Genomic DNA, 23,195 nt, shown 5'->3' on the forward strand with positions numbered 1-23,195 from the left:
CGGTCGTTGCTTCGGCTGTATTGACCGATCCGTTGGCGACCGGTTCGATGCGCGCTGGTTGGTACGTCGAACGGCCACGGGATGTCCCACCGCGATCGATTTAGGGTGACCTAAGATCCGAAAGCGATTTAATCCTTTAGGGAAGCCTAAAACACATGATGGGACGGACGGACGAGGAGGAGACGACCCGGCACGGCGGCGGGGTCGTCGAAGTCGGAATCCCCAGAGGCCGCGCCGGCGAGGAGCCGTTCGACCGCGAGGGACTCGCGATCGCCCGGACCGGAGGCGAGGCGTGACCCCGCCGTTCGACCGCGACGTCGTCGTGGTGGGCGGCGGTCCGGCCGGCTCGTCCGCCGGCGTCTTCCTGGCGCGCGGCGGACTCGACGTGGCGGTGTTCGACCGCGGCCGGTCCTCGCTCGCCCGGTGTGCCCACCTGGAGAACTACCTCGGCTTCCCCGCGGGGATCGACGTCGGGACGTTCGCCGACCTCGCACGCGAGCAGCTCCGGCGTGCGGGCTGTACGGTCGTCGACGACCTGGTCGAGTCGGTCGAACGGCGAGCAGAGGGAAGCGACTCGGTCGCCGACCGGGGCACGGAGGGCGACGACGACACCCCCGGCGGCTTCCGCGTCACGCCCCAGGAGGGCGAGCCCGTCACGGCCCGACGCGTCGTCGCGGCCACGCGGTACGGCGGCGAGTACCTGCGCTCCCTCGACGACGGGGCGATGTTCGAGACCCGCGAACACGGCGGGGAGACGACCGAGCGCTTCGACCGCGAGTACGCCGACCGCGACGGGACGACGCCGATCGACGGACTCTACGTCGCGACCCCATCCGGGGCCGATCGACAGGCGATCACGGCCGCCGCTCGCGGGGCCCGCGTCGGCAAGCGCGTCGTCGCCGACGCCCGGATCGACGACGGGTGGTGGCCCGCGGCCGCCGAGGGGGTCGACTGGCTCCGACGCGAGGCAGAACTCGACGACGAGTGGGCCGACCGCGACCGCTGGGTCGAGTGGTTCGACGCCCATCACGCCGACGCGCCGGTCGATCCGGGCTCCGAGCGGTACGCGCGGGTTCGGGAGGCGGCGATCGACGACGCGCTGTCGGCGTACGTCGACGCCGAGGCGGTAGCGTCGCGGGCGGCGGCCGGCGAGCGCGCCGTGGCGGAGCGGCTGGACCCGAGCGCCGTCGTCGACGCGCACGGGACCGAGACGCTGCTCGACGCGATGGACGACGAGGCGATCGCCGACTACGCGGCCGGGGACGGCGATGAGGCTCCCTCCGAACCGGCCGAGGGGGGGTCCGGATGAGCGGCGAGGGGTCGGCCGTCGACGGGGAGTCGACGGTCGGCGGCGAGGCCGCGAGGGGACGGTCGACGGACCGGAGCCCGATCGGGTGGCTCCTGGACGCGAAGCTCGTCACCGTCGCGCTCGGCAGTCTGGCGGTGGTCGCCGCCGCCGGGCTCGTCCAGGTGAGCTTCGGGGCGTACTCGATGACGGTCGGCCAGGCGTGGCGCGCGGTCCTCGACCCCGCCGTCCTGCTCGACCCGCGGTGGCTGCTCAACTTCGTCGTCGGCGAGGAGCTGATGCGGGCGATCACCGGCTTTCACGGGGAGCTTCCCGAGCTGACCAGCGAGACGCTCATCGTCTGGAACATCCGGCTGCCGCGGGTCCTCGTCGGCGTGCTCGTCGGCGCGAACCTCGCGGTCTCCGGGGCGATCTTCCAGGCGGTGACGCGGAACGAGCTCGCGAGCCCGTTCATCCTCGGCGTCTCCTCGGGCGCCGGGCTGGCCATCCTGTTGACGCTCGTCGTCTTCGGGAGCCTCTCGGCGTTCCTCCCGCTCATCGCCGCGTTCGGCGGGTCGATGGCCTTCCTGATCGTGTACGCGATCGCCTGGAAGAACGGGACGAGCCCGGTCCGGCTCGTGCTCGCGGGCGTGATCGTCGGGACCGTCTTCGGGAGCCTCCAGACGGCGCTGTTCTTCTTCGCCGACGACATCGGCGTCGTCCAGTCGGCGATCGCGTGGACCACCGGCTCGCTCACCGGAACCGACTGGGAGCAGGTCCGGCTGGCGCTCCCGTGGACGCTCGTGGCGGTGACGCTCTCGGTCGCGGGCTCGCGGCAGCTGAACCTCCTGCTGCTCGGCGAGGGGACGGCGAAGTCCCTCGGGATGTCTATCGAGAAGGTACGGTTCGCGCTGTCGGGCGTCGCGGTGCTCGCGGCGGCCGCCAGCATAGCGGTGGCGGGGATCGTCGGCTTCGTGGGCCTCATCGTCCCCCACATGGTCCGCAACCTCGTCGGCAGCGACTACAAGCGGCTGATCGTCGGCTGTCTCTTCGTCGGCCCGGCGCTGATGGTCGGTGCCGACGTGGGCGCGCGCCTCGGCATGAGCGTGATCACCGGGGCGGACGCGCAGGTTCCGGTCGGGATCGTGACGGGGCTCGTCGGCGGCCCGTACTTCCTGTACCTGATGCGGAAACAACAGCACATGGGTGAGATCTGAATGTCGATGGACGGAGTGGAACCGACGCGAACGGACGGATCGATCGACGAGAGCGACGAGTCGGCTGCCGCCGGACGCGTCGACGACGGCAACGGTGGGACCGGCGACGCGAGCGACCTCGGCGGCGAGGGACTCGTGTTGGGGTACCCGAACGCGGAGGAGCCGGTGGTCGACGGCGAGTCGATCGCCGCGGAGCCCGGCGCGGTCACCGCCTTGGTCGGGCCGAACGGGTCGGGCAAGAGCACCCTGTTGAAGGGGCTCGCGAACCAGCTCGCGCCCGAGGCCGGCTCGGTGGTGCTCGACGGGCGGGACGTCCACGCGATGGACACGAAGGCGCTCGCCCGGAAGCTGGGGCTGCTCTCACAGGAGAGCACCTCGCCGAACGGCATCACGGTCGAGGACCTGGTGTATCACGGACGGTATCCCCACCGTGGCTTTTTCGAGCGGACGACGGAGGAGGACGTGAGCGCCGTCGAGCGCGCCGTCGAATTAGCCGGCTGTGACCACCTGCGCGACCGCGAGGTCGGCAGCCTCAGCGGGGGGCAGAAACAGTTGGCGTGGATCGCGATGGTGCTCGCACAGGACACCGACGTGCTCCTCCTCGACGAGCCCACGACGTTCCTCGACCTCCACCACCAGATGGAGGTGATGGAGATCATCGAGACCCTGCGCGACGAGAGCGACGTCACGGTGGTCGTCGTCCTCCACGACATCGAGCAGGCGGCGCGGCTCGCGGACCGCATGGTGGCGCTCAAGGACGGCGAGATCCGGGCCCGTGGCCCGCCCGAGGCGGTCGTCACGGAGGAGCTGCTCGCGGACGTGTTCCGGGTCGACGCCGAGGTCGTGGCCACGGACCGCGGACCGCGAGTGACGCCGATCCGGGCGCGCCACGGGAAGTAGATCCCGCGCCGGGCGGCGATCGGGCGACACCTTATTTAGGCAGTCCTAAAAATCGGAACGGTTTTAATTCTTTAGGCTAGCCTAAAAACATGCCCAACGGCGACGACACACCCGGCGGACCGACCCGCAGAGCGTTCGCGAAGTACGGCGGTACGGTGGGCCTCGGCGGCCTGCTCGCCGGCTGTACCGGCGGAAACGCCGAATCGGCTCCGTCGGGGTCCGACGGGAACGGAACCGACTCGACGGATGAGACTCCGGAAGGCGAGGAACCGACGGAGGACGAGTCGTACTCGGTCACGATGGCTCCGATGGGCGAGGTCACGTTCGACTCGCCGCCGGGGACCTGGCTCGCGTTCCTGAGCACGTACGGGGACATGGGGATCGCCCTCGGGCAAGCGGACGGGCTCCGGGGGATCTGGGACCCCGCTACCGTTCCGACCGAGTTCTACGGTCAGCTCCCGGGCGTCGACATTCCGTTCGACGACGTGGCCGCGATCGAGGGGCTCGACAAGGAGACGCTCTATCAGTTGGACTGCGATCTCCACCTGTTGGACCCGAACTGGCTCGGGGTGATCGCCGACGAGTGGACGGAGTCCGACACGGAGGAGATAGCGGACCGAGTCGGTCCGTTCCTCGGGAACTACATCCGACGACGGGGCGACGACTGGCACGACTACCGGTATTACTCGCTATACGAGGCGTTCGGGATCGTCGCGGACGCGTTCGGCGAGCCCGAGCGGTACGAGGCGTTCGCGGCGATCCACGACGACCTGCTGTCGACGGTCCGGGCGTCGCTGCCCGAGAGCGAGGATCGCCCGTCGATCGGGCTCGTCTCGGTGAACTCCGACTTCGAGGACGGTTCGTTCTACGTGTATCCGGTACAGGACGGGAACAACCACAAGCAGTACCGCGACCTCGAGATGAACGGCGCGTTCGACGACCACATCGACGGCGGCTACGCGCAGTGGGACTACGAGCGGCTCCTGGACGTCGACCCCGACGCCCTCCTGTTCCAGTACGGCTTCTCACACGTCTCGGCGGCGGAGTTCGAGAACCGGATGGACGCGCTCCGGGAGGATCCCGTCGGAGGCCAACTGACGGCCGTCCGGAACGGCCGCCTCTACCGCGGCGGCTCGTCGTATCAGGGGCCGATCGTCAACCTGTTCCAGACTGAGGCGGCCGCCAAACAGTTCTACCCGGACGCGTTCGGCGAGTGGCACGGGATCGGAAACACGTCGGCGGACGAGCGACTGTTCGACCGCCAGCGCGTCGCGGATGTCATCAACGGAGAGTTCTGAACCATGACGAGCAACACCGACGCCATCGAACCGGACGAATCGGCGACGAAACGGACGCGGCGCGACTACCTGACGTACGGCGGCGCGGTCGCTCTCGGCGGCCTGCTCGCCGGCTGTACCGGCGGAAACGCCGAGTCCGCTCCGTCGAGATCCGACGGGAACGAAACCGACTCGACCGACGGCGGGTCGGGGGACTCGGGCGGCTCCGCGACGGAGGGGGACGACGCCGGCGACGGGAGCTACACCGCGTCGATCGCGCCGATCGGCGAGGTGACGTTCGAGTCGCCGCCGGAGACGGTGTTCACGCGGCTCACGCACCACGCCGACATGGCGTTCGCGCTGGGTCGCGGCGACGGGATCACCGCGATGCACGCGCCCGACTACTACGACGGGCTCTGGAACCAGTTCGTCGAGCGGCTGCCGGGCGTCTCGCTCGACTGGTCGGGGCTCTACTCCTCGTGGCAGCCGGACAAGGAGACGCTGTACGAGCTGGACAGCGACGTCCACCTGGCGGATCCGGCGTGGATAACGCAACTCGACAGCTGGGGCCGCGAGGACGTCGACGAGATCGCCGAGCGCGTCTCGCCGTGGTTCGGCAACTCCCTCAGCGACCGCCATCAGGAGCCGACGCCGGAGTGGGCCGACGACTACGAGTACTACGGGCTCTGGGAGCAGTTCGAGCGCGTCGCCGAGGCGTTCGACGAGCGCGAGCGATACGCCGAGCTCGCGAGCGTCCGCGAGGAGCTCCTGTCGACGATCGAGTCGGGGTTGCCGCCGGAAGGAGAGCGTCCGACCGCGGTCATGATCGCCGCCGCCGACATCGAGGAGATCTACGCGTACACCCTGAGCAACCCCGGCTTCCTCACGTCGCACACGCGCCCGCTCGGCCCGCGAGACGCGTTCGAGGGGAGCGTCGAGTCCGGCACGGTCGTCGACTTCGAGACGATACTCGAGGCCGATCCCGACGTGATCCTCTACCTCGGCGGCTTCGAACCGGGAACGGACATGGCCGGGCGGCGGGCCGCCTTCGAGGACGACCCCGTCGGCTCGGAGGTCACGGCGGTCCGGAACGACCGCATCCACCCGCAGGGAGCCCGATACCAGGGACCGGTGCTCAACCTCTTCCAGCTGGAGATGACCGCGAAACAGCTCTATCCGGAGGCGTTCGGCGAGTGGCCCCGCTACGAGGCGGGGCCGTACCCGGAGATCCCCGAGGACGAACGGCTGTTCGACAGGGAACGCGTCGCGGACGTCATCACGGGTGACCCGTAGATGCGTGCCCGCGAGTGGACGGTCGCGGCCACCTACGGGGACCCGACCGACTACGACGTGCCCGCGCTCCCCGCGTGGCGGATCGAGCGGGGCGACGACGGCGGCCTCGCGTTCGCGTCCGCGGACGGCGACGCTCCCTTCATCGCCGCCGAGCGACCCGTCGAGGTGCGACGATGACCGTGGAGACGGGATCGGCGGCGGATCCCGACCCCGCGACCGATCGCGACGTGGTCGTCGTCGGGGGCGGCGTCGCCGGGCTGTCGGCGGCGGTCTTCACCGCGCGGCGGGGACTCGACACGCTCGTCGTCGATCCCGGCGGATCGATCCTCCGGCGGAACGCCCACCTGGAGAACTTCCCCGGCTTCCCCCTCGGCGTCAACGCGCGCCGGTTGCTCGACCTCCTCGGCGAGCAGGCCGAGACCGCCGGCGCGGACCGGCTGACGGCGCGGGCCACGCGCGTCGCGGTCGTCGAACCAGGCGATGCCGACGCTCCCGCCGACGGCGCCCGGTTCGTCGTCGAGAGCGACGGCGACGACCGGATCCGGACGCGGTACGTCGTCGCGGCGACGAAGAACGCGGTCGGCTACCTGGAGCGGATCGACGGCGTCGGGATCCTCGACCGCGGGAAGACGTACGTCGACACGGACGAGCGGGGACGGACCGGCGTCGACGGGCTCTACGCGGCGGGCCGGCTCGCGGAGAAACCCCACCAGGCGGCGGTGTGTGCCGGCCACGGCGCGGAGGTCGGGGTGACGATCCTCGAGGACGACGACGCTCCCTTCTACCACGATTGGGTCGCCCCGGACGGGTACTTCTCCGACCGCGATCGACCGATCCCGCCGGGTTGCGAGGAGATCGACGAGGCGGAGCGTCGGGAGCGCGAGGCGGCCTCGCTCGACGCGATGCGCGGGCGGTTCGCGGAGCCCCACCCAGACGACCAGGAGACGCATCCGAGCCTCCGGGAGGACTGATCGAGTGAACGGGATCCACGGCCGCTCGAGGGGAGACGAGTGATCGGCACCACGCTCGAGGAGGTCCGCGACCACATCGAACGGCTCGCGAGCGACGACGGCGAGTACCGTCTCGTCTGTGCGCGCTACGGCGACCGTCCGGTCCCCGCGGCCGGACTCCGGTTCCCGGACCGACCGACGGCGCGGGCGGCCGCTCGAGCGACCGAGCAGTACCGGGCCGCGCTCCGCCGATACGATCCGAAGGTCCCGCGTTACGACGTCGTCGTCTGTCAACGGTACGAACGCGCCGAGGGCCACCCCGACCCGGAGTCCGGTCGACCCGGAACCGGACCTCGGGCCCCCGAGAGCGACGGGGGCGACGTCCCCGACCGGATCCACGACGAGGACCGGTGGGACCTCTCGGAGCCCGTGGTCAACGGCCGGGGCCGGCGGAACGAGCGCCGGCGACGGCTGGTGGAGTTCTGTCACCGGATCGCGGCCGCCGTCTTCGAGGCGCTCTCCGAGGGCGGCTGGCGCGACGCCGAGAGGGCGGTGATGGACCGCTACTTCGAGCTCGCCGAGAGCGTCCCCGACCCCGACGACCTCTGTCTGTGCCTGCTCGAGGGGATGGCGGCGGAGCTCGCCGACCGGCTCGCAGCCGGGGACCGAGCCGAGGTCCTCTCGCGGGCCGCAGACCGGCTCGAGTCCCCGTCGGTCGACGCGTTCGACGGGGACGGTTCCGGCGAGGGCGGCGGCTCCACCGACGCCGGCGAGGACGGCGACCCCGCCGACCCGCTCTCCGCGACGCTCGGGGACCTCCGCGACCACGGCCTCCTCGAGGGGTTCGTTCGCGTTCCGACGGTCTCCGAGGGACGCGACGTCGACGCCGGTGCCGGAGCGGTCGCGGAGACCGCCCGGATCGCCGGCTACGCGCTCTCGCCGCGGAACGGCTCGCTTCCGGTCCTGCCGATCGCCGTCGAACTCGTCCGGCGGTCCCCGGAGCGGCGACCGACCGGAACGCGGGTCGAACCGACCGACAACGGGTGGACGATACGGGTGGCGTTCGACGGCGACGACGGGGACGCCGACCCGGAGGGGTTGATCACCTCGCCGATCCGCCCGCCGGAGCCGTGACGGAGCCGCGGGCGTGGGGAGGATCGGTCGGTCAGCCCTCGAAGCCCTGCTCGGCGAGCGCGTCCTCGAGCGCCGCGAGCAGGAACTCGACGTTCTGCGGGCGCGCGGAGTAGCCCATACAGCCGATGCGCCAGACGTCGCCGGCGAGGTCGCCGAGCCCGGAGGCGATCTCGATGTCGTACTCCTCGAGCAGGTGGTCGATGACCGCGCCGTCGTCGACCCCGTCGGGCACGCGGACCGCGTTGAGGCTGGGCAGCCAGTACTCGTCGGGTGCGTTCATCTCGAGGCCCAACTCTTGGAGACCGGTCTTGAGCTCGCCGGCGACCGCGCGGTGCCGCTCCCAGCGGCTCTCGATGCCCTCCTCGGCGACGAGCCGGAGCGCCTCGCGGATCGCGTACACGTTGGTGATCGGCGCGGTGTGGTGGTAGGCACGCTCGTCGCCCCAGTACCCCTCCAGCAGCGAGAGGTCGAGGTACCACGACCGGGGGCGCTCCTCGCGGTCGAGCACCTTGTCCATCGCCCGGTCGTTGAGCGTGAGCGGGCTCGCGCCCGGCGGACACGAGAGACACTTCTGCGGGCCCGAGTAGGCGACGTCGACGTCCCACTCGTCGACGCGCATCTCGACGCCGCCGAGCGAGGTGACGCAGTCGGCGATGACGTACGCGTCGTGGGCGTGCGCGATGTCCGTCAGCTCCGGGACGTGCGGCTGGAGGACGCCCGTGGAGGTCTCCGCGTGGACGAACCCGAACACGTCCGGCTGGTGGGCGTCGAACGCCGCCTCGACGTCCGCGGGGTCGAGCGGCTCGCCCCACGGCGCGTCGACCGCGACGACCTCGCCGCCGGCGCGCTCGGCCATCGACTTCATCCGCCCGCCGAAGTAGCCGTTCGTCGGGACGAGCATCGTGTCGCCCGGCTCGACGAGGTTGCCGATCGCGGCCTCCATCGACGCGGACCCGGTCCCCGAGACGGGGATCGTCCACCGGTTGTCGGTCCGGAAAGTGTACCGCAGCAGCTCCTGGACCTCGTCCATGATCTCGACGAACGAGGGGTCGAGGTGGCCGACGAGCGGCGTGCTCATTCCGCGCAGCACACGGGGATGGACCTCGCTCGGTCCCGGCCCCATCAGCGTTCTGTTCGGCGGCGAGAGCTCCCCGACCTGGGGAGCCTCGGCGTCCGCGGCGGTCTCCGGTGATCGATCGCTCATACCGGGCGTTCTCGGGGCGATTATAAAAAACGCGACGGAACCCGCCACGCCGTCCGGGGCTCGCGGGCGGGCACGAATCGACACGCCCCCGCAACTGAAGTGGGTCGGCGTACTCTCTACGCGCCATGACCGATCTGCCGTCCGTCACGGACCCGGATGCCGACCTTCGGACGGTCCTCGACCGCATGGCGGACGGGTTCTTCGCCGTCGACACCGACTGGCGGATCACGTACGCGAACGAGCGGGGCGCCGAGATACTCCGCGGGGCGATGGCCGACGACGACGCCACGGTCGAGGGGGCACACCTGTGGGAGGCGATCCCCGAGGCGACCGACACCGAGTTCTACGACCGCTACCACCGGGCGATGCGAACGCAGGAGCCGGCGTCGTTCGACGCCTACTACCGGCCGCTCGACACGTGGTTCGACGTGCGAGCGTTTCCCTCCGAGTCCGGGCTCTCGATACACCTCCGCGACATCACCGAGCGGCGGGAGCTCGAGCGCCAGCGGCGGCGGAACCTCCAGGCGATCCAGCGGCTGTACGCGGTCTCCTCCGACGGGGACCGCTCCTTCGAGGCGAAGCTCGAGGAGATATTCGAGCTGGGCTGTGAGTATCTCGACCTGCCGAACGGCTTTCTCACCCGCATCGAGGAGGGGACCCAACACATCGAGGCGTCACGGGCGACGCATTCGGCGCTCGAACGCGGGGAGAGCTGCCCGCTCGAGGAGGCGTACTGTAAGCGGACGGTCGAGCTCGACCGGCTGTTGACGGTGGTCGACGCGGCGAACGAGGGCTGGGAGGGGGAGCCGGCCTACGAGCGGTTCGGGCTCGGAACGTACATCGGCGGCCGCGTCGAGATCGACGCGGAGCTGTACGGAACCCTCTGTTTCGCCGACACGGACGCGCGCGGGGAGCCGTTCTCCGACCTCCAGAAGACGTTCGTCGAGCTGTTGACCCGGTGGGTGAGCTACGAGCTGGAGCGCGAGCGAACGCGGACGCAGCTCCAACACGAGCGCGACCGGTTCGAGGAGTTCGCGAGCGTCGTGAGCCACGACCTCAGAAACCCGCTGAACACCGCCGTCGGCCACCTGGAACTGCTCGCCGAGGAGAGCGGCAGCGAGCGTATCGACCCGATCCAACGGTCGCTCCGGCGGATGGAGACCCTCATCGAGGACCTGCTGACGCTGGCGCGGGACGGCGTTCGAGTCGAGGAGCTCGAGACCGTCGACCTCGTCGAGACGGCCCACGGCGCGTGGTCGACGGCCGAGACCGCGGACGCCGACCTGACGGTCGAGACGGATCGGCTCCGGATCCGCGCCGACGCGTCGCGCCTGCGACAGCTGCTGGAGAACCTGTTCCGCAACAGCGTCGACCACGGCGGAAGCGACGTGGCCGTTCGGATCGGCCCCCTCGCGGACGCGAACGGGTTCTTCGTCGCGGACGACGGGCCGGGGATCCCCGAGGAGGACCGCGACCGCGCGTTCGAGACCGGCTACACGACGCGCGAGGAGGGGACCGGGTTCGGGTTGAGCATCGTCGAGGAGATCGCCGCCGCACACGACTGGTCCGTCGCGATCGACGAGGGTGCGGCCGGCGGCGCGCGCTTCGAGTTCACGGGCGTCGCGTTCGCGGGCGGGGACGGCGCCTGACCGGCGAACGCGATCGACCCGGAGCGCGGCGACCGGATCGGACGGGAGGAAAGCGGGACCGGCGGGGCGGCCGGTCGGGCGGTCGACAGCGAGTGCCGGCTACGTCGCGTCCGTCACGAAGTCCGGCTCGACGCGCTTCTCCTCGTACTCCTCGACGAGGTGGTCGACGAAGACGTCGAGGTCGACGTCGCCGCGCTGGTTCTCGAAGCGGTCGCGCACCGAGACGGTGCCCGCCTCGGCCTCGTCGTCGCCGACGACGACCATGTACGGGAGCCGGTCGTCGTGGCCCTGGCGGATCTTGCGGCCGACCGTCCAGTCGCGGTCCTCCACTTCGACGCGGATCCCCGCGTCGGCGAGCGCGTTCTTCACGCGGTGGGCGTAGCCGAGCGTCTCGTCGGAGACGGGGAGGATCCGCACCTGTTCGGGCGCGAGCCACAGCGGGAAGTCGCCGTCGAAGTGCTCGATGAGCACCATGAAGAAGCGCTCGTAGCTCCCGTACAGCGCCCGGTGGATCATCACCGGGCGGTGTTCCTCGTTGTCCTCGCCGGTGTAGGTCAGCCCGAAGCGCTCGGGCATGTTGAAATCGAGCTGGACCGTCGGGCCGTCCCAGACGCGACCCAGCGCGTCCTCGAAGCCGAAGTCGATCTTCGGGCCGTAGAAGGCGCCGTCGCCGGGCTCGACGTCGTAGTCGTAGCCGCCGGACTCGAGCACGTCGCGGAGCTGTTCCTCCGCCGACTCCCAGATCTCGTCGCCGCCGACGGACTTCTCCGGCCGGGTCGCCAGCGCGACCTCGACCTCCAGATCGAGCGTCTCGACGACCTCGAAGATCATCTCGATCACCGACTCGATCTCTCCCCGGATCTGGTCGGGCCGGACGAAGAGGTGGCCGTCGTCGATGGTGAACGACCACACCCGCGAGAGCCCCGACAGCTCGCCGCGCTGCTCCTTCCGGTACACCTTCCCGTTCTCGAAGTAGCGCTGCGGGAGGTCGCGGTACGACCAGTTCTGCTGGTCGAAGATCGTCGCGTGGCCCGGACAGTTCATGGGCTTGAGCCCGTACTCCTCGTCGTTGACGTCGAGGAGGAACATGTCGTCCTTGTAGTTCTCGTAGTGGCCCGACTGCTTCCACAGCTCGGTCCGGAACACGTGCGGCGTCTCGACCTCCTCGTAACCGTTCTCGCGGTTGAGCCCGTTCGCGAACGCCGAGAGCTCGTTCAACACGGTCTTGCCCGGCGGATGGTACAGCGGGAGCCCCGGTCCCGTGACCGTCGGGATCGAGAAGAGGTTCATCTCCTGGCCGATCTTGCGGTGGTCGCGCTCCTTGGCCCGCTCGCGCATCTCGAGGTGCTCCTCGAGGTCGGACTCGGAGGCGAACGCCGTCCCGTACACCCGCGTCAGGGTGTCGTTGTCCTCGTCGCCGCGCCAGTACGCCGCCGACACCTCGAGCAACGCCGCCGCCCCGATCTCGCCGGTCGACTCGACGTGGGGGCCCCGACAGAGGTCCTGCCAGCCGTCCTGGACGTAGAAGGTGACCTCGTCGTCGTCGGCCTCCTCCTCGAGGATCTGGCGTTTGTACTCGTTGTCGGCGTAGATCTCCATCGCGTCCTCGCGCGAACGGACGACGCGCTCGACGTCGTAGTCGGCCGCGATGATCTCGTCCATCTCGGCCTCGACGGCGTCGAGGTCCTCCTCGTCGAGGTCGACGTCGGTCACGTCGTAGTAGAACCCCTCGTCGGTCGGGGGGCCGATGGTGAGCGTCGCCTCGGGATGGAGCCGCTGGAGCGCCTGCGCGAAGACGTGAGCCGCCGTGTGACGCAGGACCGTCAGGTACTCGTCCGACTGGTCCGTGACGATCTCGATCCGGTCGCCGTCCCCGACCTCGGCGTGCTTCTCGACGAGCTCGCCGTCGATCTTGCCGGCGACCGTGTCGCTCCCGAGTCCGGGACCGATCTCGTAGGCGACGTCCTCGACCGTCGATCCGGCCGGCACGGAGAGCTCCGACCCGTCCGGGAGGACGACCGTCACGTCGGCACACGCGTCCGTCTCGCTCATACCCTCGAAAACCGGACGAGCGGCATAAGTGTTGTTCGATCCGCTCGGGGCGGACGAACCGCCGACCCGCCGATGGCCCGTCGACACCGCGGCGTCCCGCCGATGGAAACACACAAACCGACCGGCAACCCTTGCCCCTACATGACCACGCATCGCGAGCCCCTCCAGTCGGTGCTGGAGACGATCGGCGAGACGCCGCTGGTCCGGGTTCACGACTCGCCGGCCGAGGCGCCGGTGTACGCGAAGCTCGAGTCGTTCAATCCCGGCGCGAGCATCAAGGACCGCATCGGGAAACACATGCTCGAGCGCATGCTCGAGCGCGGCGACCTCGAACCGGGCGGGACGGTGATCGAGCCGACCGCCGGCAACACCGGCATCGGGATCGCGGTCGCCGCCGAGCAGCTCGACGTGAACGCCGTCTTCGTCGTTCCCGAACGGTTCTCCGTGGAGAAACAGCAGCTGATGCGGGCGCTCGGCGCGGACGTGATCAACACGCCGACCGAGGACGGGATGGGGTTCGCGATCGAGCGCGCCCACGAGATCGCCGAGGAGCTGGACGGCGCGGTGGTTCCCCAGCAGTTCTCGAACCCGCTCAACGCCGAGGCACACTACGAGACGACCGCCCCGGAGATCGACGAGGCGCTCGACGGCGAGGTGGGTGCCGTCGTCGCCGGCTGCGGCACCGCCGGGACGCTGATGGGCATGGCCCGCTACTTCCGCGAACGCGACCCCGACACCCGCGTCGTCGCCGTCGAGCCCGCCGGCTCGGCGTACCGCGAGTTCCTCGGCGAGGACGTCGAGCACGAGCCGTACAAGACCGAGGGGATCGGCACCCACGACATCGAGACCAACGAGCTGTTCGACCCCGACCTCGTCGACGAGATCCACGCGATCCCCGACCGCGAGGTCCACGAGGAGATGGGTCGGCTGGCCGCCGAGGAGGGCCAGCTCGTCGCCTCCTCGGCGGCCGCGAACGCGCTCGCCGCCAAGCGGGTCGCCCGCGGGATCCGCGACGGCGACGTCGACGCTCCCCACGGGAACGTCGTGACCGTCTTCGCGGACTCCTCCGAACGCTACCTCTCGAAGGGCGTCTACCGCGACTTCGAGGAGTGGGAGGGGTGACCGGTCCGGCGGTCGGGAGCCACGCGGCCGACGGGGCGCGTCGGTGTCACCTCACCCGACCAGCCGACCGTGTTCGACCTTCATACACCGGTCCTGGATCACGTCGATCCCGTCGGCCTCCGCGGCGGCGGCCGCCTTGTCGTGGCTGATCCCCAACTGGAGCCACGCGGTCCCCGCGTCGCCCCGCTCGGCGTGTCGCTCGCGGACCGCCTCGAGTATCCCCGGCACCTCCTCGCTCGGCCGGAAGACGTTCACCACGTCGACGTCCTCCTCGACGTCCGCGAGGTCGTCGTAGGCCGGCTCGCCGAGCACCTCGTCCGCGAACGGGTTCACGGGGATCACCCGGTAGCCGTGTCGCTGGAGGTACGCCGGCACGTCGTGGGCCGCCTTTCCCTCGGTCGTCGAACAGCCGATCACGGCGATCGTGTCGGCCGAGAGCGCACGCTCGAGTCCCGCGTCGTCGGTGCTGGGCATGCGTCGAGATCGGTCGACGAGGATAGTAAACCTTGGCAGCGTCAGGCCAGCCGGATCTCGATCTCCTCGTCCTCTGAGACCGTCACGATCCCGTCGAACAGCTGTTTGAGGGTGTTCAGGCTCTGGTCGTCGTGGGCGGTCGAGTCGATGCTGAACAGGCCGAGACCCTCGACGCTCTGGACGCGACCGGTGAACACGTGGAGAAACCGGAAGACCGTCTGGAGGTCCGAGTACATCAGAAGCGTCGACAGCGAGTGGAGCATGATCCGGTTACGGTCGAATCCGCGGTCGCCGAACGCCTGGAGGAACTCGGAGAGCTTGATCCCGATCCCCGTCATGTCGACCGGCGAGGACGCGTACTTGATCCGGTCGGACTCGCGAACGTCGGCTCCCTGCTGTCGGGTGACGCAGTCGACGACGGCGACGGGCTTCCCCTCGTAGGGAACCCGCTTCTCGTAGTCTTTCAACACGCGGTCCGCCCCGTCCTTCGTGGTGACGACGACGGCGCCGTCGCCGCGCTCGGTCCCGTCCGCGAGAACGTCCATCGCGAGCGACCGCTTCCCGGTGAGCGGGGGACCCGTGAGAAGCAGGTTCGTCCCCGGCTCCACCTCGGCGTCGAGGTGGGGTGTCAGGTCATACATGAGTGTACCTCGATCGCTGGGGGATCGACACGGGCCGCTCGTTCGACGACCGTCTCCGACCGGGATACATCGACTACGGAAAACATCTCCAGTCCCGATAATATTCTTTTTGATCGGTGGCCGATCCGTCGTGAGTCCGGATCGGACCGGTCGGGAGCCGGCGAACCGACTGGCGCGCGGGCCCGTCCACGGCGACGATCGGCGGAACCGATCGGTCCGGATCGCGGGACTTAAAACCATCTGTGGGATAGCGATGGATACGGGCGCTTAGCTCAGTCTGGATAGAGTGCTTGGCTTCGGACCAAGTTGTCGCGGGTTCAAATCCTGCAGCGCCCATCTGAAAATTACCTGAAGCGCAGTAAAACAAAATTAGCCGCTAGAGCCGTCCACGGCGCTCGATTTGGCGTTTCCGAGTTTCTCAAACTCTCTAAAAATCCTGCGACCGATCCGGTTCCGAAAACGGCCCCTCGCCGTCTAGCGGTTCGCTCCGCGGATCGGGCGTTCACTCGGTCAACTCCTCGATCAGCGTGTCGAGGTCGTACGTCGCCGGCGCGCGCGACTCGTCGCGCAGGGTCGAGATCGCGAACGTCGAGTTGGTGCGTTCGACCCCCTCTATCGACTCGAACTCGCTGATGAGCCGCTCGACGGTGTCGGACGAGGAGAGCCGCGCGATGACGATGAAGTCCGTCTCGCCCATCGTGAAGAACGCCTCCGTGACGCCCTCGATGTCGAGGAGTCGTCGGCCGAACGCCTCGTGGGAGTCGTCGTAGTCGGCGAGCACCTCCACGATGACGGTGACGCCGAGCCCGAGCGTCTCGTGATCGAAGTCGTAGAGGTCGTTCTCGATCACGCCGGCCTCCCGGAGGTTGTTGAGCCGGTAGTGGATCGTCGACACCGGGATGTCGGTCTCCTCGTGGAGCGACTCCGGACTGCCGGTGCCGAGGTCCGCGATCGCCTTCAACAGCCGCACGTCGCGCTCGTCCATACCCCGCGTTCGAGTTACGGATCCCTATATATTGTGTCCGACATACTCGGAGTCGTCTTCAACATTCGTCGATCGATTCGAATCGACTCGGACTGAGATCATATGTATAATTCATAATCCGAGATGCCGGCTATACTGAGAGATTAATTTAAACACGTGCGGAAAAGTCGATCCGGTAGGCAATGTATTCGGAATCTCTCCGTTCGTCCCCCACTGCCGCGGTCGGCGCGTTCCTGCTGCTCGCGGCGCTTTGGGGAAGCTCGTTCGTCGCGATCGAGGCCGGGCTGGCGTACTTCCCGCCGCTGCTCTTCGCGGGCGCTCGGTACGCGCTCGCCGGGGTCGCCGTGTTGGCGTACGCGACCGTCGTCTCCGACCGCTGGGTGCCCCGCGGTCGCGAGGAGTGGCTCGGCGTCGGGATCGCCGGCGGTTTCGTGATCGCGGCGTACCACGGTCTCCTGTACGTCGGCGAGCTTCACGTCTCGGGCGCGATCGCCGCCGTGATCGTCAGCCTCTCGCCGGTGTTGACCGCCGCGTTCGCCGCGCTGTTGTTACCCAACGAGCGGCTCGGCCCCTTCGAGGCCGCCGGGTTCGCCCTCGGCGTGGTCGGCGTCGCCGTGATCGCCGATCCCGGCGGCGTGGGGGTCGGGGCCGGCGGCGGGAACGGGATCCTCGGCGTCCTCTCGCCGGAGCTCCTGGGCGTCGCGCTGGTGTTCCTCGCCGCGGTCTCCTTCTCGGCGGGGGCCGTCCTCCTGCGGCCGCTTCGGACCGACCTCCCGATCGCCGCCCTCCAGGGGTGGGCGATGATGGTGGGCGCGGGGCTGCTCTTCGGCGGGGCGGCGGTCACCGGCGAGTCGCCGGCGGCGGTCGTGTGGAACACGACCTCGATCGTCTCGCTGGCGTACCTCACCGTCCTCTCGGGGATCGTCGGGTTCCTGCTCTACTTCGCGCTTCTGGACGCGGTCGGCCCGACGCAGCTCCACCTCGTGAGCTACGTCGAGCCCGTCGTCGCCGCGGTCGGCAGCTGGATCGTGCTCGGACACCTGATCGGCGGCGAGGCGGTGCTCGGGTTCGTCGCCATCCTCGTCGGCTTCGCGGCGCTGGAACGCCGCGAGATCGCCGCCTACGTCTCGACACGCCCGGAGCTCGGATCGTTCCGGTCGTAGCGGCCGATCGGCGTTCGCGGCCGCGCGGGACCCCTCGCCCGTCGTCCGGATCCGGCCGGGCCGTGGCGGTCGTCTCACTCCGGGAGTTCGCCGGTGACGCCGGCCCGGAGGTCGCGTCCGAAGTAGTGGCCGACGACCCCGCAGAGGAGGCCCACCCCGCCGCCGACCGCGAGAAGCGGGAGCCCCCACTGCCCGAGGTAGTCGATCCCGATCGGGAGGAACCCGACGCCGAGCACGCTCGAGACGGCGGTTCCGGCACCCACGATCGCTCCGGCGAGGCCCGTCTCGACGTAGTTGGACGAGGGGAGGGCTAGACCGACGAGGAACGTCCCGAGCAACACGCCGGCCACGCCCCCGATCGTCCCGCCGACGAGCGGGATCAGCCCGACGAGGACGGTCCCGACCGCGACGGCGACGACGGCGGCCGCGAAGGTCTTGAGCGAGAACCAGCGGCCGTCGATCCCGACCCGCCCGGAGCCGCCGGGGCCGGAGGCGGCGGTCACCTCGTCGCCGCCGGAGTCGCCCGCGACGCCCGACCCCTCGCCGGCGAGGTCGTCGTCGAGGAGGTCGTCGAGGTCCTCGAGCGGGTCGCCGTCCGGCTCGGTTCCGGACTCGTCGGCGTCCCGCTGCTTGGAGGGTTGCATACCTTCGGATCCAGCCCGCGACGTCTTGTGTCTTGTGCTCACGCGACCGAACGCGGGTCGAGACGGCCGGACGGCCGAAGCTCGCGGCGAGCGTCGGCGGCGGGTTCACCGGAAACGCGGTGTCGCCGGGGGCGGACCGGCGTCCGGTCGCCCCGTCGGCGGTCCGGTCACCGAGGGGCCGGCTCGCGACCGCCCCAGACCCGCTTGTCGACGAGCTCGACGGTCATCGGGCGGTCGACGACCACCTGACAGGAGAGTCTGGGGTAGCCGAACCGATCGGCGAGCCGGTCGTGCCAGTGGCTCGGCGCGGGACCCTTCCGGATCCGCACGCCGCAGGTCGCACAGATCCCGCGGCCGCCACAGTTGAGTCGCTCCGTCGCGGTCGCGTACGGCGAGCGGTCCGCCTCGAGCAGGACGTCGCGGAGGGGCCGCCCCCGCTCGACGACGAGTTCGGTCCGGTCGCCGCCGTCCCCGGCGGCGCCGTCGGCTCCGATCACGACGACGCGAACGGCGTCCTCGCCGGGACCGTCGGGGCCGCGGGAGTCCTCCTCGCCGTCCGACATGGTCGCTACGGCCCCCTCGCGTACTCGTCGGCCGCGGCCACGAGGCGGTCGAACGCGCCGCTCGCGGGGTGCCGATGTGCGTATGTCCCGACGGTCCGGTGGGCGACGAGGCCGTCACGGTCGCCGTCGATCCCCTCGCCGCGCTCGACGTCGAAGGCGAACCGGGCGTCCGCGTCGGGCGAGACGCTGGCGTCGCCGGCCTCGCCGAGCGCGTGGCTCGAGTAGTGGAACTCGTGGCCGCGGTGGCGCTCGCCCGCGGCCGCGGTGACGCCGTCGCCCGTCGCGCGGAGTTCGACGTGGTCGAGCGCGCGGTACCGGTCGTGCATTCGGACGCCGCCGGGGAGGATCCCCGCCATCCGGTGCGTCTCGCCGTCGACCGTCGTCAGCGACGCCGACAGCGCCATCAGCCCGCCGCACTCGCCGAGGACCGGAAGCCCGTCCGCGGCCCGGTCGGCGAGCGTCGACAGCGCCGGCGACGACGAGAGCGCGGCGGCGTGGTTCTCGGGATAGCCGCCGGGGAGGTAGACGGCGTCGCAGTCCGGGAGGTCGTCGCCCGCCGCCGGGGCGAACGGCTCGACGGTCGCCAGCTCGCGAAGCCGCTCGCGGGTGGCGGGATAGACGAACCGGAACGCGTCGTCCGCGGCGACCGCGACGGTCGGGCGGTCCCCGTCGGTTCCGCCGGCCGCGCCGCGTCCGCCGGGCGTGTCGGTCCCGGCGACCCCGCCCCCGCGACCGCTTCCCTCGGCCGCCGAGGGCGGCGCGACGGGCCGGGCCGCACGCGCCGCCGCCTCGCCGTCGACCGTCTCCGCAGCCTCCGCGATCGCGGCCTCGGGCACCGGCGCCTCGTCGCCCATCTCCAGTCCGAGGTGCCGGTCGGGGACCATCAGATCGTCCGCCGGCGGGACGTGTCCCAGCCAGGCGATGTCGTCGGGCAGCGCCTCACGGATCCCGTCGGCGTGACGCCCCGTGTGCGCCTTCTGGGCGACCACGCCGACCACGTCGACGCGGGGGTCGTCGACGGCGTCCCGCACGTGGGCCGGGAGGTCGGCGTGGGCCGCGTACTCGCGGAACCCGAGGGCGGTCGCGCCGACGCTCTGCATCCCCGCGCCCGCGTCGACGACGAGAACGACGGGGACGTCGAGCGCCGCCGCGGTCGCCGCCGTCGACGTCGCGGAGCCGTCGTACAGTCCCATCATCCCCTCGACGACGGCGACGGCGTCGGTAGCGGGGTCGCCGGGAGCGGCCCGGTCCACGTCCGCCGCTGCCCGGTGGAGGTTCCGCCGGACCCCCTCGACTCCCTGCATCCAGGTGTCGAGCGTCCGGGAGGGGCGGCCGAGCGCGGCGGCGTGGTGGCTCGGGTCGATGTAGTCCGGGCCCGCCTTCGCCGGGACCGGGTCGTGGCCGGCCTCGGAGAGCGCGCGGGAGACGGCGAGCGCCGCGACCGTCTTGCCGACGCCCGAGGCGGTCCCGCCGAGGACGAGTCCGTACATGCGATCCGATAGCCACGCCCCGGAGAAAAGCGGTTCGTCCGCTCGACTCGGCGTGTTCGCGGCGGTCGACGACCGCGCGATGACCCGACGCGACCCGGAACGGATTTCGGGGATCGACCGCATTCCGGGAACATGGACACGCGTCGCGCGCTGCTCGCCGCGCTCGAGTCGGGACCGGTGTCGGGGCCGGCGCTCGCCGACGACCTCGGCGTCTCCCGCGCGGCCGTCTGGAAGGCGGTCGAGGCGCTCCGCGAGGAGGGGTTCGCGATCGAGTCTGGAGACGACGGCTACGTCGCGCCGGCCGACCCCGCGTACTGTGCGGCGGGCGTCGAGTTCGGGCTCGACGCCCCGTACGCCGTCGAGTACCACGACGACCTCTCCTCCACGAACGATCGAGCGCGGACGCTCGCGGCCGGCGGCGAGACCGACGTCGCCGTCGTCGCGGACGCACAGACCGGCGGACGGGGGCGGCTGGAACGCGAGTGGGTCGCGCCGAGCGGCGGCGTGTGGGTCTCGATCCTGACCCGGCCCGCCGTGGCCCCGGCGCGCGCGCCGCTGTTCACGCTCGCGGCCGCGGTGGCGACGGCCGACGCCTGCCGGGAGGCGGGCGTGGACGCGACGATCAAGTGGCCGAACGACGTGCTCGTGGCGGGAGCGGGCGGCGAGAGCGACGACCATCGGGACGGCCGCGGCGGTCGAAAGCTCGCGGGGATCCTCACCGAGATGGAGGGCGAGGCGGACCGCGTCTCCTGGCTCGTCGTCGGGGTCGGCGTCAACGCGAACCTCGACCCCGAGGCGCTGCCGGCGGGCGCGACCTCGCTGCGAGCCGAGCGCGGCGAGGCCGTCGACCGCCGCCGGTTCCTTGCCCGGCTGCTCGAGCGGTACGCCGAACTGGCCGCCGATCCCGAGGCGATCCTTCCGGCGTGGCGCGAGCGGGCGAGCACGCTCGGACGGCGGGTCCGCGTCGAGACGCCCGGCGGGACGGTCGTCGGGAGGGCGGTCGACGTCGACTCCCCCGGCGCGCTCGTCGTCGAGACCGACGCCGGCCGGAGACGGATCCACGCCGGCGACTGCGAGCACCTGCGGGACGCGGACGCCCGGTAGTCAGGTGTCCGTCGTCCCGGCGTCGTCGGTGGCTCCGGCGTCGTCGGCCGGTTCGGCCTCCTCGACCGTCGACCCCTCCGTCTCCTCGCCCAGTCGGACCGTCAACACCGGCACCGCCGAGCGCCGGACGACGCGCTCGGCGACGCTGCCGAGCAGTAACCGGTCGATCCCGCCGCGGCCGTGGGTGCCCATCACGATCAGGTCGCAGCCGGCGTCGGTCGCGTAGCGGACGATCTCGCGCCCCGGCGACCCCTCGACGACGCTCGTCTCGACGGCGACGTCGGTTCCCTCCGCCAGCGCCTCGACCCTGGCGACCGCCTCGTCGGCGTCCTCGCGGAGGAGATCGTCGATCCCCGTCCAGGTGGCCTCCATGCCGGTCCCGGCGTAGCTCGCCGTGTCGACGACGTACAGCGCGTGGACCTCCGCGTCGTGGATCGCCGCCAGCGCGAGCGCGTGCTCGACGGCGCGGTTCCCCTTCGGGGAGCCGTCGGTCGGAACCAGGATCCGGTCGTACAAGGCCATGTTACCATGACCCACGCGCTTGGGGGATATATATCTCCCCGTGGCGTCCGGGAGGTGCGTGACCCGACCGTGGAGCCGACGGGGGGGTCCGCGGAGGGCCGGACCCCGCGATCCCGTCACGACGTCGACGACGGTTCCGGATGGAACCGCCGGATCTCGGGGGACTTTGCTCCCCGCCCGCCTGGCGGACCCATGAGCGACACGCGGAACGGAAACGACCGGTACGACGCGATCGTCGTCGGCGTCGGCGGCGTCGGCAGCGCGACGACCTACCAGCTGGCGAACCGCGGCCTAGACGTGCTCGGGATCGAGCGATACGACGTACCCCACGCGATGGGCTCCTCGCACGGCAGCACTCGGATCATCCGGAAGGCCCAACAGGAGGGTCCGGAGTACGTGCCGCTCGTCGAGCGTGCCTACGAGCGCTGGCGCGAGCTGGAGGAGCGGACCGGCCGCGACCTGCTCACGGTCACCGGCTCGGTCCACGCGGGCGCGCCGGGAACGGACGTGGTCGCGAACGCGCGCGAGGCGTGTGACGCCCACGGCATCGACTACGAGGAGCTCTCGGCGGCCGAGGTGAACGAACGGTTCCCCGGCTACGACCTGCCGGCGGAGTACGAGGCGGTCTTCCAGCCCGAGGGCGGCTACCTCGACTGCGAGCGTTGCGTGACCGCCCACGTCGAGGCGGCCCACGCCGAGGGCGCGACGGTCCGCGCCCGCGAGCGCGCAATCGACTGGACGGAGACGGGCGACGGCGTCCGCGTCCGCACGGACAAGGGCCGCTACGAGGCGGACGAGCTCGTCGTGACCGCGGGGCCGTGGACCGCCGAGCTCCTCCCCTCCGTCGCCGACGACGCGGTCCCGGTCCGCGCGCTCATGGCCTGGCTCCAGCCGGAGGAGCCCGAGCTGTTCTCGCCCGACCGGTTCCCCGTCTTCGTGCTCCGCGACGAGGAGGGCGGCGGGTACGGCTTCCCGGTCCACGACGTGCCGGGGTTCAAGTTCGGCTACTCCGGCGACCAGCGCGAGGTCGTCGATCCGGACCGGATGGACCGCGAGCCGACCGCCGCCGAGGAGGAGCTCCACCGCCGGTTCGCGGAGCGGTTCTTCCCGCGAGGAGCCGGCCCCACGGTCGCGTTGCGGACGTGTCTCCAGTCGTACTCGGGCGACGAGGACTTCGTGCTCGGGCGGGTGCCGGGCTACGACTCCGTCACCGTCGGCACCGGCTTCACCGGCCACGGCTTCAAGTTCGCGAGCGCCACCGGCGAGGTCCTCGCGGACTTCGCGACCGAGGGCGAGACCGACGTCGACGTCTCGACGCACTCGATCGACCGGCTCTGAGGGAAGGAGGGCCCGCGGGGATGGCCCGCGCCGGCCCGGCCGCGATCCCGGCGGCCGCCGGAAGTGGCAAGTGAACACGGAACATACGATCGGCATCGCATGGAGGCCCGCCAGTGACCGGTCCCCCGCCGATCCCCCCCGACGAGTTCGAGACCGCGCTCGACGCTCTCGATCCGGACGACCTCGCG

At 70.9% G+C, this 23,195-nt stretch carries 23 protein-coding genes and 1 tRNA gene; 15 read left to right on the forward strand and 9 right to left on the reverse strand.

The window, feature by feature from the left end; translation table 11 throughout:
* The first annotated feature begins 155 nt into the window (after positions 1–155).
* The 9 genes from DJ70_RS17395 to DJ70_RS09215 all read left to right on the forward strand — a co-directional run bounded on the left by DJ70_RS17395 (position 156) and on the right by DJ70_RS09215 (position 8,056).
* Entirely contained in the window at positions 156–296 is a 141-nt protein-coding gene (locus tag DJ70_RS17395) for a hypothetical protein (RefSeq protein WP_179234024.1), read from the forward strand.
* Positions 293–1,309, forward strand: coding sequence for an FAD-dependent oxidoreductase (locus DJ70_RS09185; protein ID WP_094532195.1), 1,017 nt, complete (start codon positions 293–295; stop codon positions 1,307–1,309). Before DJ70_RS17395 ends, DJ70_RS09185 begins: the two co-directional genes overlap by 4 nt.
* Positions 1,306–2,502, forward strand: a complete 1,197-nt coding sequence (locus tag DJ70_RS09190; RefSeq protein ID WP_094532197.1) for a FecCD family ABC transporter permease — start codon at positions 1,306–1,308, stop codon at positions 2,500–2,502. The genes DJ70_RS09185 and DJ70_RS09190 overlap by 4 nt, the downstream gene beginning before the upstream one ends.
* Positions 2,503–3,402, forward strand: a complete 900-nt coding sequence (locus DJ70_RS09195; RefSeq protein ID WP_094532199.1) for an ABC transporter ATP-binding protein — start codon at positions 2,503–2,505, stop codon at positions 3,400–3,402.
* Between the two features lie 89 nt (positions 3,403–3,491).
* Positions 3,492–4,700 carry an ABC transporter substrate-binding protein gene (locus tag DJ70_RS09200; protein ID WP_094532201.1) on the forward strand — a complete coding sequence of 403 codons (1,209 nt, stop codon included), beginning with the start codon at positions 3,492–3,494 and terminating at the stop codon, positions 4,698–4,700.
* Positions 4,701–4,703: 3 nt separating this feature from the next.
* Positions 4,704–5,972: an ABC transporter substrate-binding protein gene (locus DJ70_RS09205; RefSeq protein ID WP_094532203.1), complete on the forward strand. Its 1,269-nt coding sequence runs from the start codon at positions 4,704–4,706 to the stop codon at positions 5,970–5,972.
* Positions 5,973–6,149 (forward strand): hypothetical protein, encoded by a 177-nt coding sequence (locus DJ70_RS17400; RefSeq protein WP_179234025.1) that lies wholly within the window; start codon positions 5,973–5,975, stop codon positions 6,147–6,149.
* The gene (locus tag DJ70_RS09210; protein ID WP_094532205.1) at positions 6,146–6,943 is read left to right on the forward strand and encodes an FAD-dependent oxidoreductase; all 798 of its coding nucleotides are present in this window, start codon (positions 6,146–6,148) and stop codon (positions 6,941–6,943) included. Before DJ70_RS17400 ends, DJ70_RS09210 begins: the two co-directional genes overlap by 4 nt.
* A gap of 39 nt (positions 6,944–6,982) precedes the next feature.
* Complete coding sequence (locus DJ70_RS09215; RefSeq protein ID WP_094532207.1) at positions 6,983–8,056, forward strand: DUF7551 domain-containing protein; 1,074 nt, start codon at positions 6,983–6,985, stop codon at positions 8,054–8,056.
* 31 nt (positions 8,057–8,087) lie between these two features.
* On the opposite strand, the gene DJ70_RS09220 is transcribed toward DJ70_RS09215, so the two are convergent.
* On the reverse strand, positions 8,088–9,260 hold the full coding sequence (locus tag DJ70_RS09220; protein ID WP_094532209.1) for a pyridoxal-phosphate-dependent aminotransferase family protein: 1,173 nt from the start codon (positions 9,258–9,260) through the stop codon (positions 8,088–8,090).
* A 125-nt stretch (positions 9,261–9,385) separates the two neighbouring features.
* Here DJ70_RS09220 and DJ70_RS09225 point away from each other — a divergent pair, with 125 nt between their 5' ends.
* On the forward strand, positions 9,386–10,909 hold the full coding sequence (locus DJ70_RS09225; protein WP_094532211.1) for a sensor histidine kinase: 1,524 nt from the start codon (positions 9,386–9,388) through the stop codon (positions 10,907–10,909).
* 99 nt (positions 10,910–11,008) lie between these two features.
* On the opposite strand, the gene thrS is transcribed toward DJ70_RS09225, so the two are convergent.
* Complete coding sequence (gene thrS / locus DJ70_RS09230) at positions 11,009–12,961, reverse strand: threonine--tRNA ligase (RefSeq protein ID WP_094532213.1); 1,953 nt, start codon at positions 12,959–12,961, stop codon at positions 11,009–11,011.
* A 141-nt stretch (positions 12,962–13,102) separates the two neighbouring features.
* On the opposite strand from thrS, the gene DJ70_RS09235 reads away from it, so the two are divergent.
* Complete coding sequence (locus tag DJ70_RS09235; protein WP_094532214.1) at positions 13,103–14,083, forward strand: PLP-dependent cysteine synthase family protein; 981 nt, start codon at positions 13,103–13,105, stop codon at positions 14,081–14,083.
* A gap of 51 nt (positions 14,084–14,134) precedes the next feature.
* Here DJ70_RS09235 and DJ70_RS09240 read toward each other — a convergent pair whose 3' ends face one another.
* On the reverse strand, positions 14,135–14,557 hold the full coding sequence (locus DJ70_RS09240; protein WP_094532216.1) for a CoA-binding protein: 423 nt from the start codon (positions 14,555–14,557) through the stop codon (positions 14,135–14,137).
* A gap of 41 nt (positions 14,558–14,598) precedes the next feature.
* The gene (locus tag DJ70_RS09245; RefSeq protein WP_094532218.1) at positions 14,599–15,198 is read right to left on the reverse strand and encodes an RAD55 family ATPase; all 600 of its coding nucleotides are present in this window, start codon (positions 15,196–15,198) and stop codon (positions 14,599–14,601) included.
* A gap of 261 nt (positions 15,199–15,459) precedes the next feature.
* Here DJ70_RS09245 and DJ70_RS09250 point away from each other — a divergent pair.
* Positions 15,460–15,534: transfer RNA gene (locus DJ70_RS09250), tRNA-Arg, on the forward strand.
* 166 nt (positions 15,535–15,700) lie between these two features.
* Here DJ70_RS09250 and DJ70_RS09255 read toward each other — a convergent pair.
* Entirely contained in the window at positions 15,701–16,183 is a 483-nt protein-coding gene (locus DJ70_RS09255) for an Lrp/AsnC family transcriptional regulator (protein ID WP_094532220.1), read from the reverse strand.
* A 182-nt stretch (positions 16,184–16,365) separates the two neighbouring features.
* Here DJ70_RS09255 and DJ70_RS09260 point away from each other — a divergent pair, with 182 nt between their 5' ends.
* Positions 16,366–17,346: a DMT family transporter gene (locus DJ70_RS09260; RefSeq protein ID WP_094532222.1), complete on the forward strand. Its 981-nt coding sequence runs from the start codon at positions 16,366–16,368 to the stop codon at positions 17,344–17,346.
* Positions 17,347–17,420: 74 nt separating this feature from the next.
* Here DJ70_RS09260 and DJ70_RS09265 read toward each other — a convergent pair whose 3' ends face one another.
* The 3 genes from DJ70_RS09265 to DJ70_RS09275 all read right to left on the reverse strand — a co-directional run bounded on the left by DJ70_RS09265 (position 17,421) and on the right by DJ70_RS09275 (position 20,043).
* Positions 17,421–17,990: a hypothetical protein gene (locus tag DJ70_RS09265; RefSeq protein ID WP_094532224.1), complete on the reverse strand. Its 570-nt coding sequence runs from the start codon at positions 17,988–17,990 to the stop codon at positions 17,421–17,423.
* Between the two features lie 167 nt (positions 17,991–18,157).
* On the reverse strand, positions 18,158–18,553 hold the full coding sequence (locus DJ70_RS09270) for a 2Fe-2S iron-sulfur cluster-binding protein (RefSeq protein WP_094532226.1): 396 nt from the start codon (positions 18,551–18,553) through the stop codon (positions 18,158–18,160).
* Positions 18,554–18,558: 5 nt separating this feature from the next.
* Positions 18,559–20,043 (reverse strand): cobyrinate a,c-diamide synthase, encoded by a 1,485-nt coding sequence (locus tag DJ70_RS09275; protein ID WP_094532228.1) that lies wholly within the window; start codon positions 20,041–20,043, stop codon positions 18,559–18,561.
* A 132-nt stretch (positions 20,044–20,175) separates the two neighbouring features.
* Between DJ70_RS09275 and DJ70_RS09280 the strand changes: the two genes are divergently transcribed.
* On the forward strand, positions 20,176–21,147 hold the full coding sequence (locus DJ70_RS09280; RefSeq protein WP_094532230.1) for a biotin--[acetyl-CoA-carboxylase] ligase: 972 nt from the start codon (positions 20,176–20,178) through the stop codon (positions 21,145–21,147).
* On the opposite strand, the gene DJ70_RS09285 is transcribed toward DJ70_RS09280, so the two are convergent.
* Positions 21,148–21,669 carry a universal stress protein gene (locus DJ70_RS09285; protein WP_094532231.1) on the reverse strand — a complete coding sequence of 174 codons (522 nt, stop codon included), beginning with the start codon at positions 21,667–21,669 and terminating at the stop codon, positions 21,148–21,150.
* A gap of 192 nt (positions 21,670–21,861) precedes the next feature.
* Between DJ70_RS09285 and solA the strand changes: the two genes are divergently transcribed.
* Positions 21,862–23,007, forward strand: a complete 1,146-nt coding sequence (gene solA / locus DJ70_RS09290; RefSeq protein ID WP_094532233.1) for an N-methyl-L-tryptophan oxidase — start codon at positions 21,862–21,864, stop codon at positions 23,005–23,007.
* Positions 23,008–23,195: the final 188 nt, after the last annotated feature.

This window comes from Halorubrum halodurans (assembly GCF_002252985.1).
GTDB classification, from domain to species: Archaea; Halobacteriota; Halobacteria; order Halobacteriales; family Haloferacaceae; genus Halorubrum; species Halorubrum halodurans.

Bases quoted from the DNA above. Each gene is read 5' to 3' on its own strand.
- DJ70_RS09235 (WP_094532214.1), top strand. From the start codon at position 13,103: ATGACCACGCATCGCGAGCCCCTCCAGTCGGTGCTGGAGACGATCGGC.
- DJ70_RS09240 (WP_094532216.1), bottom strand. From the start codon at position 14,557: ATGCCCAGCACCGACGACGCGGGACTCGAGCGTGCGCTCTCGGCCGAC.
- DJ70_RS09260 (WP_094532222.1), top strand. From the start codon at position 16,366: ATGTATTCGGAATCTCTCCGTTCGTCCCCCACTGCCGCGGTCGGCGCG.
- solA (WP_094532233.1), top strand. From the start codon at position 21,862: ATGAGCGACACGCGGAACGGAAACGACCGGTACGACGCGATCGTCGTC.
- DJ70_RS17400 (WP_179234025.1), top strand. From the start codon at position 5,973: ATGCGTGCCCGCGAGTGGACGGTCGCGGCCACCTACGGGGACCCGACC.
- DJ70_RS09285 (WP_094532231.1), bottom strand. From the start codon at position 21,669: ATGGCCTTGTACGACCGGATCCTGGTTCCGACCGACGGCTCCCCGAAG.
- DJ70_RS09270 (WP_094532226.1), bottom strand. From the start codon at position 18,553: ATGTCGGACGGCGAGGAGGACTCCCGCGGCCCCGACGGTCCCGGCGAG.
- thrS (WP_094532213.1), bottom strand. From the start codon at position 12,961: ATGAGCGAGACGGACGCGTGTGCCGACGTGACGGTCGTCCTCCCGGAC.
- DJ70_RS09265 (WP_094532224.1), bottom strand. From the start codon at position 17,990: ATGCAACCCTCCAAGCAGCGGGACGCCGACGAGTCCGGAACCGAGCCG.
- DJ70_RS09275 (WP_094532228.1), bottom strand. From the start codon at position 20,043: ATGTACGGACTCGTCCTCGGCGGGACCGCCTCGGGCGTCGGCAAGACG.
- DJ70_RS17395 (WP_179234024.1), top strand. From the start codon at position 156: ATGATGGGACGGACGGACGAGGAGGAGACGACCCGGCACGGCGGCGGG.
- DJ70_RS09205 (WP_094532203.1), top strand. From the start codon at position 4,704: ATGACGAGCAACACCGACGCCATCGAACCGGACGAATCGGCGACGAAA.
- DJ70_RS09210 (WP_094532205.1), top strand. From the start codon at position 6,146: ATGACCGTGGAGACGGGATCGGCGGCGGATCCCGACCCCGCGACCGAT.
- DJ70_RS09195 (WP_094532199.1), top strand. From the start codon at position 2,503: ATGTCGATGGACGGAGTGGAACCGACGCGAACGGACGGATCGATCGAC.
- DJ70_RS09255 (WP_094532220.1), bottom strand. From the start codon at position 16,183: ATGGACGAGCGCGACGTGCGGCTGTTGAAGGCGATCGCGGACCTCGGC.
- DJ70_RS09225 (WP_094532211.1), top strand. From the start codon at position 9,386: ATGACCGATCTGCCGTCCGTCACGGACCCGGATGCCGACCTTCGGACG.
- DJ70_RS09220 (WP_094532209.1), bottom strand. From the start codon at position 9,260: ATGAGCGATCGATCACCGGAGACCGCCGCGGACGCCGAGGCTCCCCAG.
- DJ70_RS09190 (WP_094532197.1), top strand. From the start codon at position 1,306: ATGAGCGGCGAGGGGTCGGCCGTCGACGGGGAGTCGACGGTCGGCGGC.
- DJ70_RS09200 (WP_094532201.1), top strand. From the start codon at position 3,492: ATGCCCAACGGCGACGACACACCCGGCGGACCGACCCGCAGAGCGTTC.
- DJ70_RS09245 (WP_094532218.1), bottom strand. From the start codon at position 15,198: ATGTATGACCTGACACCCCACCTCGACGCCGAGGTGGAGCCGGGGACG.
- DJ70_RS09280 (WP_094532230.1), top strand. From the start codon at position 20,176: ATGGACACGCGTCGCGCGCTGCTCGCCGCGCTCGAGTCGGGACCGGTG.